This is a genomic window from Sphingobium sp. AntQ-1 (assembly GCF_028538045.1).
Taxonomy (GTDB): domain Bacteria; phylum Pseudomonadota; class Alphaproteobacteria; order Sphingomonadales; family Sphingomonadaceae; genus Sphingobium; species Sphingobium cupriresistens.
The window spans coordinates 711,424-726,308 of record NZ_CP117158.1; the positions used below are offsets into that span (position 1 = coordinate 711,424).

Here is a 14,885-nt window from a genome sequence, read left to right on the forward strand (position 1 = left end):
TGTTAGACCAACTCTTTGCCGCCGTCACTGATCGAGAGCAGGGGGAAGACGAAGCTGGCCTGAAATGGATCGGAGGGCGATCCAACGGTAGGCGGCGCCAAGGCGCGCAATATCTGCACGCTGGCGCTGTGCAGGCGGGTCGCCCTGGAAAGATCGACGGTCGCGTCCGGCATGCGCTGCAACGCGCTTAGCAAAGGCTCGGCATCCTCGACCGGGCTGTTGCCCTCGATATGGATCGTCATGCCATCGACCCGCACGCTCATCCCACGACCTCCGCCATGTTGAGTACCAGCAGCACGGCGCCGTCGCCCATCGTCGTCGTTCCGCCCACCAGCGGCATACCCGCCAGCAAACCCGACGGCGGCCGGACCATGGCATCCAGCCGCTCGTGAAAGCCGTCGACGCGCAGCGCGACAGGATCGCCGCTCGCACGCGTCACCAGCAGTTTGACCGGCGACGCGCCGCTATCCGTGCCGCCCAGCATTTCGGCAAGGCTGAGGACGGGGACGGTACGGTTCCGCAGGACGCAGGCCATGCCGGTGCCTACCGGCACAAGCCGGTCGCCGCCGACCCGGACGGTCTCGGCGATTTGGTCGAACGGCACGGCATAGCGGTCGTTTGCCACATCGATGACCAGCAACCGGGTGGTGATCGCGTTGGCCGGGAGCCGCAAGGTGAAGCGCGTTCCCCGGCCGACCACACTGTCGATCTCGATCCGGCCGCGCAACCGGTCGATGGCAACCTGTACCGCGTCCATGCCCACGCCCCGTCCCGAGACGGCGCTGACAGTCTGCGCGGTCGAGAAGCCCGGAGCAAAGATCAGCGCCAGCGTGCCGGCGTCGGAAAGAGCTTCGCCGACTTCGGCCGTGATGAGGCCGCGGACCACGGCGGTAGTGCGAATCCGGTCGCGATCGATCCCGGCGCCGTCGTCGGAGAGCGTTACGACGATGTCCTCCGCCTCCCGCCCGATGGCGAGGGTCAGGCTGCCGGTCGGTGTCTTGCCGGCATGCATGCGTGCGGCCGCATCCTCGATCCCATGGTCGATCGCGTTGCGCACCAGATGCAGCAGCGGTTCAAACAGGCCATCGGCGATCTGCTTGTCGACCTCCGTCTGCTCGCCGGTCATGGCGAAGTGGATATCCTTGTCCAAGCTCGCCGCGATCTCGCGGACCAGACGGGGCAGCCGGCGCAGTGCGGGCGCCAGCGAGACCAGCCGAACGGCCGAGACGGCGCGCGACGCCGCGCCGACCGCACGCTCCAAGTCCGCCTGGGCCGCGCGGATGCCGAGCGCGAGCGGCGCGTCGATGGCGTCGGCCCGTTCGGCGAGAATGGCTAGGGCATTGGTCGCAACCACGAGTTCGCCGACCGTGTCCGCCAGCGCATCGACCCTGTGGGCGTCCACGCGAACTATCGTGCCAGCGGCCTGGGTGTCCGGTTCCGCTGCGGGTTCGACCGTGCCAGCGCCGTCTTCGCGACCGACCTCCAACGGCGTTAGTGTGAACTGGTCCGGTACGAGCCGGAAGAAGGGACGCAGAGTATCGGCCGTCGCGCTGCTGAGACCTTCTATCGCGATGATGCACGAGAAAGCCTCGAACGCGTCGGCGGTCGGCCATTTTTCCGTAGCCGGCAGTATGTCGATCGCTACTAAGCCGGGCAGGGTCGCGACCAGCGCCAGGGGGTCTTCACCGCGGAAGAAAGCGTCGCTGTCCGGCGCATAGCGAAAGGCGACCAAGGGGGTCTGGCTATTTTGGATCACCGCCCGATGACGGTTGATGAGAGCAGCGAGCCAGCCCCTGCCAGACTCGGCGCGGACCTCCAAGCCGTCTGAGGTCAACAACCGCTCCGCCAGGGTAGAGGCGTCGGGGCCCAGCGTGCCATCCCGTTCCAGTGCGTCTATCCAACGATCGACCTGGTCAATCATCCCGACCAGCGAGGCTAAATCTACAGCCGTCAGCCTGGTCTCACCCTTGCGCGCGAGGGAGAGCCTGTCCTCGGCTGCATGGAGCAGCCGCTCGGCGGGTGCCATGTCGAACAGGCCGACCGAGCCCTTGAGCGTATGGACGGCGCGAAAGGCCGCATCGATCGCCCCCTCCTCCCCCGGTTTGCCGTGCAACAGCGCAAAGGCGGCATTGGCATGGGCGACCAGGTCACGCCCTTCGATCAGAAATTGTTCGAGCAGTTCGTCCATCACGCCCGACGATAGACGATTGCGTCGCTCAGGCGAACCAGATCGAAACGATCGCTGATCCGCGCCATCGACTCGCTATGGCCCAGGCACAGATACCCGCCCGGCACGAGCCGGTCGTGCAGATTGTCGGCCGCGATCAACCGCGATGCGTCATCGAAATAGATCAGCAGGTTGCGGCAGAAGATGACGTCGAACCGACCAAGGTCCGCCAGCGACGCGGCGTCGAACAGATTGGCGGCGGTGAAGCGCACCGATTCGCGCAGGTCGTCGATGATCTTGCGGCGATGGCCATGCTCAGGCTCGAAATAGGCGGTGAGCAGCTTTTCGGGTAGACGTTGCAGGGCGCGGGCGGCGAAGCGTCCGGCCAGCGCGGCTTCAACCGCCTTTGTGTCGATATCCGATCCCACTATCTCGACATTATAGGCATCGACCAGCGGCCAGTTCTCCAGCAACCACAGTGCGATCGAATAGGCCTCGTCTCCGGTCGAGCAGGGCACCGACCATATCCGGATCAGGTCGCCCGGCCGCTTGGTCGTGATGATGGCCGGCAATATCTCGTTGGCGAGGGCGGCGAACTGATGCTCCTCGCGATAGAAATAGGTCTCGTTGATGGTGAAGGCGTTGGTCAGTAGCTGGCGTTCCTTGGGATCGCTCCCCAAGAGCAGCAGATAGGCCCTGGTGTCCCTGCAGCCCGTCTTGCCGATCCGCTCGGCGATCCGCCGTTCGATATAATAGCGTTTGCCCTCGCCGAAGGTCATGCCGGTCCAGCGATAGATCCACGCCGTGACCTTCTGCAGTTCCCCGGGCGAGATCGAGATGTCCGGCGCCTCGGCCGGTCGGGTGATATCGCTCACCGGCCCACGAGCATGTTCAGTCTGGCCGCGATGGCGTCGAGCGGTTCGATATGATCCGCCCCGCCCGCCGCGACGAGCGCGCCCGGCATGCCCCAGACCACGGCCGTCTCCTCGGCTTCGGCGATCGTGCGGCCGCCCTTGCGTGCCAGTTCGGCCATCTCTCGCGCTCCGTCATTGCCCATGCCCGTCATCAACACCCCAATGAGGCGTTCGGGGCCGAGATATTGCATCGCGCTCTCAACTAGCCGGTCGACGCTCGGATGCCAGTGCAGTTCGGACGCGCTCGGGGCGGCCAGCGCGATCAGCGATGCGCCGCGTCGGCTGATCAGCAGGTCTGCGTCCCCGCGGCCGATATAGGCGTGACCCGGCCGCAGCGGCTCGGATTTGGTGACTTCGATGACCGTGAGCGCGCAGAAGCGGTCGAGGCGGCGGGCGAGCGCGCCCGTGAAGCTTTTGGGCATATGCTGCGCGATCACGACGGGCCAGGGAAAGTCCGCGGGAATGCCGGCCAGGACGACGTCGAGCGCGGCGGGTCCTCCTGTCGAGGTGCCGATGAGCACGAGCCCATCGGCGCTTGATCGTTCGGGCAGCGGCTTGATGGGGCGGGGCTTGGCGGCAGGAACCGCGCCGGTCCGTGGCTTGGACTTCGGTTGCACAAGGGCCGATCGCAGCCGCACCCGATCCGTCAGACGGGTCGTCCGCGAGATTTTCGCCTGCGCTGCCGATCGCACCTTCTCGATAAGCAGTTCCGTGACGCCCTCGATCTCGATCGAGATCGGCCCACGCGGCTTGCCGATGAAATCGATCGCGCCGAGCGCCATCGCCTCCAGCGTCTCGTCGGCGCCCTCCGCGGTCAGTGCCGAAATCATCACCACCGGCGTCGGCCGCTCCACCATGATCCGGTCGAGGCATTGGAGGCCGTCCATGCCGGGCATATGGATGTCAAGCGTGACGACGTCAGGCTTGAACCGGTGGAGCAGATCGATCGCTTCTTCGCCGTTTTTGGCAACATCGATGTCGAAACCGCCCGCGCCGCTGAATATATCTAGCAGCAGTCGCCGCATTAGCGGCGAATCATCGACGATAAGTAGCCGCGTCACGAAGGCGTGGCCGGTGCCGCTTCGTTGAAGTTGGCGAGCAATGCCCGCTCGGTTCGGTCGAGCAGTTCCTGCGGGCTGACGATCAGGACGATGCGCTCATCCTCCAATGTCGCCACCCGATCGAAGACTTGCGTGTCTTCGCTACCCATATTCGGTGCAGGGCCGAGTGCGGCGACCGAGATAGTGCGGACCTCGCTCACGGCATCCACCACGAAACCCGCCGCCAGTTCGCCGATCCGCACGACGATCACGCGGCGGCGCGCACCCTGCGCCGGCGTACCGTCGAAGCGCATCGTCTGGTCGATCACTGGAATGACCGAATTGCGCAATGTCATGACGCCCTGAACGAAGGCCGGCGCCTTGGGGAGGCGAGTGAGCTTGGGCGGAAGCGCTGCGACTTCGATCACTGTGCCGATCGGCAAGCCGAACGCGCTTTGGCCGATGCGGAAGATCAGAAACTGTTCCTGTGCGTCGCCGCTCTTGCTCTTGGTCATTCCGTCCTCGGTCGATGCGGTCTCCAGCAGGCGCGCGGTGATGTCGTCGCGGATAAGATGCTCGGGTGCGAGCACCGACACCAAGCGGTCGCCGCGCTCGAGCCGGCATATCGCCTGGATGCGCGCCTCCGCCCCCCCGCGTGCGAGAACCGGCGGCACCGCGTCGATCTGGCTTTCGGCGACGCGGATGACCCCGCGCATCGCATCGACCACCAGACCGACCCGGTGCGCGCCGATCCGAACGACGACGATCCGCGCACGCGCGCCTTGTTCCTTTTGCGGCAAAGCGAGCAAGGCGCGCAGCGACAAGAGCGGCAGCAGAACATCGCGGACGGCGATCGATCCGAGCGCGACGCTGTCAGCGTGCGGCAGAGTGGCGATGCTGTCGGGCAGCGGCACGATTTCCTGAACGGCGCCGATCGGCAGTGCGAATTCCTGGCCGCCGACCAGGAAAGAGACCAGCAGCACCGCCGATTCGGCAGGGATTGCCGTTTCGCTTTCCACGGCGGTGATCCGCGCTCGGGGCTTGGTGGTCGCCGAGAAGTCGCTGTTCGCAAGTTCCTCGACATCCACCCTGCGGACATGCCGGTCGCTGGTGAGCGCCGATATCGCATTCACCGCCAAGGCCATGGGATTGGCGGTATCCAACAGGATCACACGCCGTTCGTCCTCCACCGGCCGCCCGCTTAGCCGGGCGAAGGACAGCACCGGCAACACCGTGCCCCGGAAATTTCCGAGACCCATCAGGCTGGCCGGCGCATGCGGCACGCGAGTCAGGCGGGGCACGCGTCCCACTTCGCGCACCAGCGACGCGGCGACGCCGAAATGATCCTCGCCGCAGCGGAAGCCCAGAAGTCTTTCTTCATCGACGTTGGTGACGGCACTCGCCATGGTCAGGCCGACTTCGTCACCAGCGCGCCGGCGAGCGAAGCGATCTCCTCGATCGCCGCGGCGAGCATCTCGGCGCCCTGCGATTGCTGACGGGCGGCCGCCGACGCTTCACGCGCCGCCTCCGCGGCCAGCTCGGCGGCGGTCGCGATCTGTTCGGTGCCGCTCTTTACTTCGCGCACCGAGCGCAAAATCGCATCGACATCTTGCGAGATGCCCATGCTGTCGAGTTGGGACTGGTCGAGATCCGCCGAGATCTGATTGAAGCGGTCGATCATGGCCCGGGCGCGTACGACTTCTCCCTCCGCAGCACCTACGATCTGGTCAAGGTCGCGGCGCACGGCCGCCATCTGGTCCTGGATCGCCCGCACCGTGTCCTTGGCCCGTTCGGCATTGAGAGCGGATTCCCGCGACAATTTGCGGATGTCGGCTGCGACCGTGGAGAAGCCCGATCCGGCTTCCCCGGCACGCGTGGCTTCGACCGAGCCGCTGACGGCCAGCATGTTCGTCTGCACGGCGATCAGGGCGAGCGCGTCGGTAATCTTCTCCACCCTGCGTCCGGTATCTCCCAACTTGGCGAGCAGCACGAGCACGTTCCGTGTCTCGCCGACCGAGCCGTCGACCCCTGCGGCGAGCGTTTCGACCGTCTTACGGCTGATCGTCACCTTGGCTACAAGTGCGCTTAGCCGCTCGGCGGATGTAGCCGCACGGCCTTGCGCGAGGGTGGCGGCGGTCTCGATCTGGCCCATGGCGCTGTTGGCTTCAATGGTCGCCGCAGACTGGATCTCAGCGCCACGCCCGATCTGCTCGATCGCGACCAGGATCTGGCCCGACGCGCCCGACAGCTCCTGAACGGTCGCGGACAGCTCTTCGGCGGCAGCGGCCACCTCGTGGGCAGCCGAACTCGTGTCCCCCGACCCGCGTAGATGCTGCGTCAGCCGCCCCAGCGATTCCGACGTCTGCTGGCTCTGGTCGAGCGAAATGCTCTGTTGTTCGATCGCCTGCTGCGCCTCGGCCGCGGCCGCCGACTGCTCTTCGGCGGCGCTCGCTACCTGCTCGGCCCCACGCTCGGCCTCACGCGCCGCGATGTCCATTTCCGTCGCCGCGGACAATATGTCCTGCGCGCCAGCGGCGACTAGTGCCAATTCTGCACGCGCGTCCTCCAGCTGACCGACCACTTCGCGACCGGCCTTTGCCTCGGCATCAGCTGTGGCAGCGGCACTCCGCACGCGCTCTGCGATGAGGCGGATTTCGCCGGCGATGTTCACTGCAAGCGTCTGTATATCGCCGGCGCTCGCCTCGGAGCTTTCCGCCAGTGCCCTCACCTCGTCGGCGACGACCGCAAAACCCGTGCCGCTGTCGCCCGCGCGCGCGGCCTCGATGGTGGCGTTGAGCGCGAGGAGACTTGTCTGGTCGGATATGTCAGCGACCGTCTGGCCGATATCGCCGATGCTGGCGGCAGCGGCTTCCAGCGATCCGATCGTCTCGACCGTGCTGAGTTGGCGCCGGGCGTTGAGTTCGATGGCGGCGACCGCCATCTCAATCTGCGCGCTGGCGTCGCCGAAGGCGGTCTGGACGCCTTCCGCTCTGCGCTGTGACGCCTCGGCACGTTCGCGCGCGGACTCGAAGGCTTTGCCGAGCGCACCGACCGATCCCAAGGACTCCTGCGCCGCGCCTGCCGCTTCCTCGGCACCGCTTGCGATGCGCGTCATCGACTGCTGCAATTCCGTCGAGGCCGAGGACGCCTCGGCAAGGCCGCTCGCCAACTCTTCGGTCGCCTGGTCGATCCGTTCGACGACCGTCACCGCACGCTCGGCAGAAGCGCGACGGACTGGCGTCCGCCTTGTGGTTGCCGCCGGTGCTTCCGGCGGGGACCCCTCATCGCCAACGGCTGGTCTTTTGCGCGTCCCGAGCGTCGACTTCTTTACCAGTGCCATCAACTATGTCTCGCGCTTCATGATCGCACTGGTCATAGGCCAGGCGATCTTACTGCGCCAGCAGGCTTGGCAAGATTTGCTAGACGGAAGGTTCTGGCACCGGCTCGTGCATGGGACAGCCGTTAAGCGATCCGCGAAACTGGGAAGATGCCGCATAGGCAGGCTTGCGCGCGCGCATGATATTACCCAGCGGCCGATGGTCGGCGATGCCGTGCCAAGGGCTGAAAGACGTGCCGTCGTCCATCTTTGCCGCGCGGTCTTCCGACCAGCTGGTCTGGGCCGGGATGGTGATGATGGCGACAGGAACATAGGGATTATCGTCTTCCGGCCATGCGACGGACGCGTCCTCGACGGGATTGGCTTCCAGATCGCGGCAGAGCTGGACCCGTAATTCCCATTGCCCGCCTTGCGTCGCCAGGACCTTGGCGACTTCCTCGCGAAGGGCATTTTCGCGGCCGTCTATCGCGATTTCGGTATCCGACAGCGCGTTGAAGTTGGCCGACAGAGGCACGACGGCAACCTTGGCGATGTGGGCACCGTAGCGGATGGGCGCCTGGCTGAAATAGCGCTCGCCCAGCGGATGGCTGTTAGGGTAACCGCCCAGCGACTTCAGGAGCGCACTTTCGCCTCCGACCGCTTCGAGCGCTTTCTCCGTCACGCGGAACACCGCCGAGATCGCCTTCTTGGCCCATTCGATCCGGTCGGTCGTTTTGGCCAGCAGCTTCAGATTCTTGAGGAAATCTTTCGCCGTTGGTGCGGGAAATCTGGCGCCGTTCGCCATCACGAAATCCTGCGTGCTGTCGCCCTCGCTGCCAGGCAGCCGCTCGCCGTCTACGCCCAGCACCTTGATGGCGAGGCCGCGCGCCAAGGATATCGAATCCGGCAGGATGTCGCCTGCGTTGGTCGATATTCGCGCCAGGACCGGATAGCGCCGCGGCGTCAGGAAAAGGCCCTGCGCCAGTTCGGTCGGTAAGTCGCTCAGCACTTCCATCTCGCCTTCCAGCAACGCATGACTTTTGGCATGCACGCTGCGATAGGCGTGCCCCGTATCGGCATGCACAGTCTCGATAACCGAGCGGAAGGTCTCGATCAGTTCGGCTTGGGTCTCCGCCTCGTCGGGCAGGATGGTTTCGACATCGGCGCTGTAGAAAATGGCGGGACTTGGCATCGATATGTCCTTTTGAACGGCAGGATTTGGATGAGGGTGGGTCAGCAGTCAGCGCGCGGTCACCCGCCACACTACATTGCCCAGATCGTCTGCGATCAGGAGCGCACCGGCACGGTCGACGGCGAGCCCGACGGGCCGCCCTAACGCCTTGCCGTCAGCCGCGACAAAACCGGTGACTACATCACGCGCCTTGCCGCTGGGCCGGGCTCCCGCGAATGGCACCCAAACGACCTTGTAGCCGTTAAGATTGCCCCGGTTCCAGCTGCCATGCTCGCCGACGAATGCGCCGCCGCGATAACCAGCAGGCAGGCCCGAGCCGGTGTAGAAGGCCATGCCAAGGGGCGCTACATGCGAACCCAGGCTATAATCGGGCATGATCGCGCGGGCGACCTTGTCCGGCCGCCGGGGCATGACGCGCGGATCGACGTTGCGGCCCCAATAGCTCCACGGCCAACCGTAGAAGCCGCCGGGGCGGACCGAGGTCATATAGTCGGGCACTAGGTCCGGTCCCAGTTCGTCGCGCTCGTTGACGACCGTCCATAGCTGCCCGCTGACCGGATTGAAGGAGAGGCCATTGGGATTGCGCAGGCCTGTGGCATAGTCGCGGTGGGCGCCGGTCGCGCGATCGACCTCCCAGATGCGGGCACGATCCTTTTCGGCCTCCATGCCCGCTTCGGTGATGTTGCTGTTCGAGCCGATGCCGACATAGAGCTTCGTTCCGTCGGGGCTGGCGACGAGGCTCTTGGTCCAGTGATGGTTGATGGGGCCGCCGGGCAGTTCGGTCAGGACCGTGCCCGGTGCGGTGATCCTGATCTGGCCGGTCACATAGGGAAAGCGCAGTATCGCATCGGTGTTGGCGACATAGAGATCGCCGCCAACCAAGGCCACGCCGAAGGGCGATGTGAGCTTGTCGATAAGCACGGTTCGCGTCTCCACGCGCCCATCACCATCGGCGTCGCGCAGCAACGTGATCTGATCGGCGCCGGTGACCTTGCTGTGCCCGAAGCTCTGGATGATACCGACGAGGATGTCCTTTGGCCTGCTGACCGGTTCGCTCGGCGCCTTGGGCTCAACGGCCAGCACATCGCCATTGGGCAGCACGTACAGCGCGCGCACATTCTTGAAGCCGGTCGCAAAGGCCGAGATTTTCAGCCCGTCTGCGACCTGCGGTACCCTGCTGCCCCAAGGTTCGGGGCTGGCGACGTGCATCGGCGGAACCAGATACTGCTGTTGTGAAGGCAGTTTGGGATTGGGGCCAACCTGATCGGAGGCGGAACCGCCGCCGCCGCAGGACGACAGCGCGAGGGCGGACACTGCCATCAAGGTGGTGCGTATGAATGGAGACATCACAGGCCCTCCCGCCGCGCTTCAAGCGAATAGCCCATCCAGCTCGTCACCAGCGCCAGCCCCGAGACAATCGCGGACAGGATCAGGCCTGTCGGCATTACCGACGTCCATCCGTCACGGCTGTGGATGAAGACGTTGAACAGCGCGAGGATCATCATCAGCAACACGCCGACGCTGTGCGGCCACGATCGGCTGCGTGTCCCCTTGTAGAGCAGCGCATCCACGATCCCCGCGATGGCGGCCAAAACGCCGATCAGCAGCCCGCCGGTGATCAGCCACACCGCGAAATTGGCCCACTGCATTTGCGCGCTGTTGGCATAGGCGATGTCCGCCACGAATGCCGCGGTGAAGAAGGCGAGCGGATAGGCGGAAAGGATGCCGTGAACGGGGTGAGCCCGGACACAACGCACATTGGTGGGCGCGGTTGCCATGGATGCCTCTTGGATGGAGATGCACGCAATACGCGCGAATCGGACACTGCGTTCCGCCGCATCGTGCCAACTGTAGGCGGAGACATAGCGGTCTAACTTCTATCAAGCAGATTTCACCTCGCATGATGGGACCAACGGGCCAGGTCGGCGTTGTGCAGCATATCCTGCATTCAAATGAGGATCGTTGGCGGCCAAAGCCGCTTGGCGCGGCGGCCTTCACCGTTCGTCCAAAAAATCGGAGACAGCGCATGCCCCTTGCAACAGACGACGCGCCTTTGGAAACCGCCAAGACCAGGGAAGGCCAGCGCGACGCCGCTGCCCAAGTCCATGCGCCCGAAGGGGACAGCACGATCATCGGACGGTCGGTCACGATCAACCGGCAGCGCGCCGAGTTGTTCGCCTATTGGCGCGACCTCACCAACCTCCCCGCTTTCATGGACAATGTCGAACGGATCGACACGCTGTCGCCCACGCGCAGCCGTTGGGTGGTCAAGGCCCCGGGCGGAAAGACGGTGGAGTGGGACGCGACCATTACCGACGAACGGGACGGCGAATTCATCGCCTGGGCATCGGACGACGGCGCGAACGTGCCCAATAGCGGTCGGATCGAGTTTCGCGATGCCGGGGACCGTGGCACGGTCGTCACCGCCATCATCGCCTATGATCCGCCGGCCGGCATCATCGGCCAAGTGATCGCCAAGCTGTTCCAGCGCGAACCGGCGATCCAGGCGCGGCGCGACCTGCGCCGCTTCAAGCAATTGATGGAAACAGGCGAGGTCGCGACCGCGGCCTGGACCCAGAAACAGCTCGACGAGGAGAAGGCCTGATGCGCGCGCTCACATGGCACGGCAAGCATGACGTGCGCGTAGATACGGTCGACGATCCCGAGATCCTCAATCCGCGCGATGCGATCATCAAGGTCACCTCCACCGCAATATGCGGTTCCGATCTGCATCTCTATGACGGCTATATCCCGACCATGCAGGCGGGCGATATTCTCGGCCATGAATTCATGGGCGAAGTGGTCGAAACCGGCCCTAGATCAACCCTGCAAAAGGGCCAGCGGGTCGTGGTGCCGTTCACCATCGCCTGCGGCAGCTGCTACCATTGCGGCAAGCATCAATATTCCGCCTGCGACAATGGCAACCCCGCCGACAATCAGGACATCGGCCAGGAAATGTACGGCCAGCCCATGTCGGGCCTGTTCGGCTACAGCCATCTGACGGGCGGCTATGCCGGCGGTCAGGCCGAATATGTGCGAGTGCCCTTCAGCGATGTTGGCCCGATCGTCGTGCCGGACGAACTTACCGACGATGAGGTGCTATTCCTCTCCGACATCCTTCCCACGGGCTGGCAGGCGGCGGAAAATGCCGACATCGAGCCGGGGGATACGGTCGCGGTCTGGGGTTGCGGCCCGGTCGGGCTGTTCGCGGTCCAGTCGGCTTTCCTCATGGGCGCGCAGCGCGTCATCGCCATCGATCATTTCCCGCATCGTCTGGAACTGGCGAAGAAGTTCGGCGCCGAGACGATCAACTTCGAGGAATCCAAGAGCTATGAGGCGCTGATGGAGATGACCGGCGGCATCGGCCCTGATGCCGTCATCGACGCTGTCGGATTGGAGGCGCACGGCTTCTTCGTCGACAATGTGGTCGACCAGATCAAGGCGTCGCTGTTCCTGGGCACCGACCGCACCCATTCGATCCGTCAGGCGATTCACGCCTGTCGCAAGGGCGGGCGCGTCTCGATGCCAGCAGTCTATGGCGGCTTCGTCGACAAATTCCCGCTGGGCGCTTTCATGGAAAAGGGCCTGACCCTCAAGACCGGCCAGACCAGCGTGCAGCATTATATGCCTGCCCTCCTCAATGCGATCGTCGAGAAGAAGATCGATACGACCTTCCTCATCTCGCACCGCATGGCGCTGGAGGATGCGCCCGAAGGCTACAAGATGTTCCACGACAACCAGAACGAAGTGACGAAGATCGTGCTCAAGCCCGATTTCGGATCCGCTGCCATTGCCGCGGAATAGGAGAAATATCATGGCCAATAAATTCGCGATCATCACCGGCGCCTCGACGGGCATCGGCTTCGAACTTGCCTCCATCGCTGCCGAAAATGGCTACGACTTGCTGGTCGTTGCCGACGAGCCGCTGATCGATGCCGCCGCAGAGGATTTCAAGCGTCACGGCGTTCAAGTCACCTCCGTCGAAGCGGACCTGGCAACGCTGCAAGGCGTCGACCAGCTGCTGTCCGCGACCAATGGGCGGCAAATCGATCTGCTCTGCGCCAATGCCGGGCGCGGCCTTGGCCATGGATTCCTTGACCAGGAGGTGGCCGACTGGCGCCGCGTCATCGACACCAATATCACGGGCACGCTCTATCTACTTCAGAAGGTGCTGAAGGACATGGTGGCCCGCGATGCCGGAAAGATACTCATCACCGGATCGATCGCCGGCTTCATTCCGGGCAGTTTTCAGGCGGTCTACAACGGCTCCAAGGCATTCGTGGACAGCTTCGCCGATGCGATCCGCAATGAGATCAAGGATAGCAAAGGGGTCACGATCACGACGCTGATGCCCGGCCCGGTCGAGACCGAATTCTTTGATCGCGCCGATATGCTCGACACCAGCGTCGGCGCATCGGAGACAAAGAGCGATCCGGCTGACGTCGCGCGCGACGGCTGGGATGCCTTGATGAAGGGCGAGGCGCATATCGTGTCCGGATGGAAGAACAAAGTGCAAGCGGCCCTGGCGCATGTCACGCCTGCCGCAGTCCTGGCGGAGCAGCATCGCAAAATGGCCGAGCCCGGTTCCGCCAGCGAGGATTGATCAAGCCACCAAGCTTCGCGGTCTCAGTTCGTGAAGCGAAGTTGGCGTCGATGGCGATGTCACGGCCCTACTGCGTCAGGGCCAGATAAGAGCCATCGCTTGGGGCTTTTCTTTCTCCACCTGACAGGCTTGAACTGCAGGGCCATGTTGCCACGCTCCTCCGTGGCATCGACGGCGTAGGCCCGCTCCTAGAGCAAATATTTGACCCTCAGCGCGCGGCTGATGGCTTAGCGAGACTGGACGATCTGTCGCCAGATCATGGGTCGATCGGTAGGTGCCGTGATGTCGATGCCAAACAGTTGCGGCAGTATCTGGCGTTCTCCCAAGCAGTCGGAAGCTGCCCACTGCCTTGCAGAGTATTTTAGGGCTGGCCCAGCGGTGTTAGCATGGCGTCACGTTCTTACTGATCGGCTGAGCTGGCACGAGACGCTTGGCATTAAAAGCCGTCTTCGCCCTTATGGTCGCCATGGCCCGTCGCGCGAGACGTTGCGCGATCCTGATCCGCGCGCCATTGTGCCTCGTCTATCACCGCCCGCTCCTTGCCGCTTGGTGGCGATGCGGGCGATACCGGCGCGGCACGTTCGTGGACTCCCTGCCCGGCTGGTCGCTGATCCGCGTCGGGGTGTTGGCCCGGGCGATTTTCTTCCATGACAATCTCCTTGCGCGGTAGGCCTTACTCTCGCGAGATCTGACGGCTCTCCTCGCCGGCCAGCTTGGCGGCTTCGACGAGACGTTTGCCCGTTTCGAGCGCGGCCGAGGCCGTCATGGTGACGGCGATGCCATCAGGTCCGTCCAGCAGGACCAGGCCTTCCTCCACGCTGGCCCGCCCTGCTTCTGTCTGCGTCCCAACGGGAATGAATTTAGCGATCATGAAAGAGCTCTTTTCTGTTGGGATATGGCGAGATCGCCGTCGATATAGAGATAGTCTGGATCGAACTGTCCGCGGCGGGCCAGGCCGGGAACATCCTGTATCTCGACCAGAGCAGAGCGGAAAACGCAAAGGCCGTCCTCCCGAAGTTGCCGCAGCACGCGGTTGGTATGGACATTGGTGATGCCACACACTTCGGATAAATCTGTCTGCGTCAGCCCCAGAGCGAAACGCCGTCCATCACTTAGCCCTGCAGATTGCATACGCACGTTTGTTTCGCTCAAAAAATGCGCGACCCGTCCGACCGCGTCCAGTCGCCCCAGCCGAAAGAGCCAGGCCCGGTGCATAGCCGCGTCGAGCAAGGTCGAGAACCAGAGCTTTCGGGACAGCGCCGGCATAGTCTCCAAGATGGTATCGAGAGTTCGATGTGGCACGATCGCGAAGGTGGCTGCTGTAAGGGTCGCGACGTCATGATCGAGTATCTTGAGCGGATAGGCGTGGAGATCGACGAAATCGCCGGGTACATGGATCGCGACTAGCTGCCGATGGCCCTCGCGGTCGTCCAGATACCGGCACATAAAGCCTTCCACTAGCAGATTGCTATGCGACAAGGCTTCTCCAGCATGCACTATGGTCATGCGTGCATCGACCGTTCGTACTTCCGATATAGCGCCTTCCAGCGCGACGCGTTCTTCACGGTCCAAATGAACACCGGCGCGGCCGCGCAAGAATCTTTCTGTAAACACGGGCGCGGTCTCACTCGTCGAACGGGTCGGATAGCGGGC

General features: G+C 64.1%; 15 protein-coding genes. 3 read left to right on the forward strand and 12 right to left on the reverse strand.

Annotation, left to right across the window (positions count from 1 at the left end):
- Nucleotides 1-2 precede the first annotated feature (2 nt).
- The 9 genes from sphantq_RS03570 to sphantq_RS03610 form a co-directional block, all read right to left on the reverse strand.
- On the reverse strand, nucleotides 3-263 hold the full coding sequence (locus sphantq_RS03570; protein WP_261935083.1) for a hypothetical protein: 261 nt from the start codon (nucleotides 261-263) through the stop codon (nucleotides 3-5).
- A complete protein-coding gene (locus sphantq_RS03575; RefSeq protein WP_272799627.1) occupies nucleotides 260-2,188 on the reverse strand; it encodes a chemotaxis protein CheA in 1,929 nt (642 codons plus the stop codon). Before sphantq_RS03575 ends, sphantq_RS03570 begins: the two co-directional genes overlap by 4 nt.
- Entirely contained in the window at nucleotides 2,188-3,042 is an 855-nt protein-coding gene (locus sphantq_RS03580) for a CheR family methyltransferase (protein ID WP_261935085.1), read from the reverse strand. The genes sphantq_RS03575 and sphantq_RS03580 overlap by 1 nt, the downstream gene beginning before the upstream one ends.
- Nucleotides 3,039-4,142: a chemotaxis-specific protein-glutamate methyltransferase CheB gene (gene cheB, locus sphantq_RS03585; protein ID WP_261935086.1), complete on the reverse strand. Its 1,104-nt coding sequence runs from the start codon at nucleotides 4,140-4,142 to the stop codon at nucleotides 3,039-3,041. Before cheB ends, sphantq_RS03580 begins: the two co-directional genes overlap by 4 nt.
- Nucleotides 4,139-5,527, reverse strand: a complete 1,389-nt coding sequence (locus tag sphantq_RS03590; RefSeq protein WP_261935087.1) for a chemotaxis protein CheW — start codon at nucleotides 5,525-5,527, stop codon at nucleotides 4,139-4,141. Before sphantq_RS03590 ends, cheB begins: the two co-directional genes overlap by 4 nt.
- Nucleotides 5,528-5,529: 2 nt before the next feature.
- Entirely contained in the window at nucleotides 5,530-7,329 is a 1,800-nt protein-coding gene (locus sphantq_RS03595) for a methyl-accepting chemotaxis protein (RefSeq protein ID WP_272799628.1), read from the reverse strand.
- A gap of 211 nt (nucleotides 7,330-7,540) precedes the next feature.
- Entirely contained in the window at nucleotides 7,541-8,629 is a 1,089-nt protein-coding gene (locus sphantq_RS03600) for a catalase family protein (protein WP_272799629.1), read from the reverse strand.
- A gap of 48 nt (nucleotides 8,630-8,677) precedes the next feature.
- Nucleotides 8,678-9,976, reverse strand: coding sequence for a PQQ-dependent sugar dehydrogenase (locus tag sphantq_RS03605; RefSeq protein WP_272799630.1), 1,299 nt, complete (start codon nucleotides 9,974-9,976; stop codon nucleotides 8,678-8,680).
- A complete protein-coding gene (locus tag sphantq_RS03610) occupies nucleotides 9,976-10,407 on the reverse strand; it encodes a DUF2231 domain-containing protein (protein ID WP_261935091.1) in 432 nt (143 codons plus the stop codon). Before sphantq_RS03610 ends, sphantq_RS03605 begins: the two co-directional genes overlap by 1 nt.
- 248 nt (nucleotides 10,408-10,655) lie before the next feature.
- Between sphantq_RS03610 and sphantq_RS03615 the strand changes: the two genes are divergently transcribed.
- From sphantq_RS03615 to sphantq_RS03625, 3 genes are read left to right on the forward strand one after another with little or no spacing between them, the layout of a single operon-like run.
- A complete protein-coding gene (locus sphantq_RS03615; RefSeq protein WP_272799631.1) occupies nucleotides 10,656-11,234 on the forward strand; it encodes an SRPBCC family protein in 579 nt (192 codons plus the stop codon).
- A complete protein-coding gene (locus sphantq_RS03620) occupies nucleotides 11,234-12,433 on the forward strand; it encodes a zinc-dependent alcohol dehydrogenase (RefSeq protein WP_272799632.1) in 1,200 nt (399 codons plus the stop codon). The genes sphantq_RS03615 and sphantq_RS03620 overlap by 1 nt, the downstream gene beginning before the upstream one ends.
- 10 nt (nucleotides 12,434-12,443) lie before the next feature.
- The gene (locus sphantq_RS03625) at nucleotides 12,444-13,232 is read left to right on the forward strand and encodes an SDR family NAD(P)-dependent oxidoreductase (RefSeq protein WP_261935094.1); all 789 of its coding nucleotides are present in this window, start codon (nucleotides 12,444-12,446) and stop codon (nucleotides 13,230-13,232) included.
- A 436-nt stretch (nucleotides 13,233-13,668) separates the two neighbouring features.
- On the opposite strand, the gene sphantq_RS03630 is transcribed toward sphantq_RS03625, so the two are convergent.
- From sphantq_RS03630 to sphantq_RS03640, 3 genes are read right to left on the reverse strand one after another with little or no spacing between them, the layout of a single operon-like run.
- Nucleotides 13,669-13,881, reverse strand: coding sequence for a hypothetical protein (locus sphantq_RS03630; RefSeq protein ID WP_261935095.1), 213 nt, complete (start codon nucleotides 13,879-13,881; stop codon nucleotides 13,669-13,671).
- 24 nt (nucleotides 13,882-13,905) lie between these two features.
- The gene (locus sphantq_RS03635) at nucleotides 13,906-14,103 is read right to left on the reverse strand and encodes a hypothetical protein (RefSeq protein WP_261935096.1); all 198 of its coding nucleotides are present in this window, start codon (nucleotides 14,101-14,103) and stop codon (nucleotides 13,906-13,908) included.
- Entirely contained in the window at nucleotides 14,100-14,846 is a 747-nt protein-coding gene (locus sphantq_RS03640; protein ID WP_261935097.1) for a Crp/Fnr family transcriptional regulator, read from the reverse strand. Before sphantq_RS03640 ends, sphantq_RS03635 begins: the two co-directional genes overlap by 4 nt.
- Between the last annotated feature and the right edge of the window lie 39 nt (nucleotides 14,847-14,885).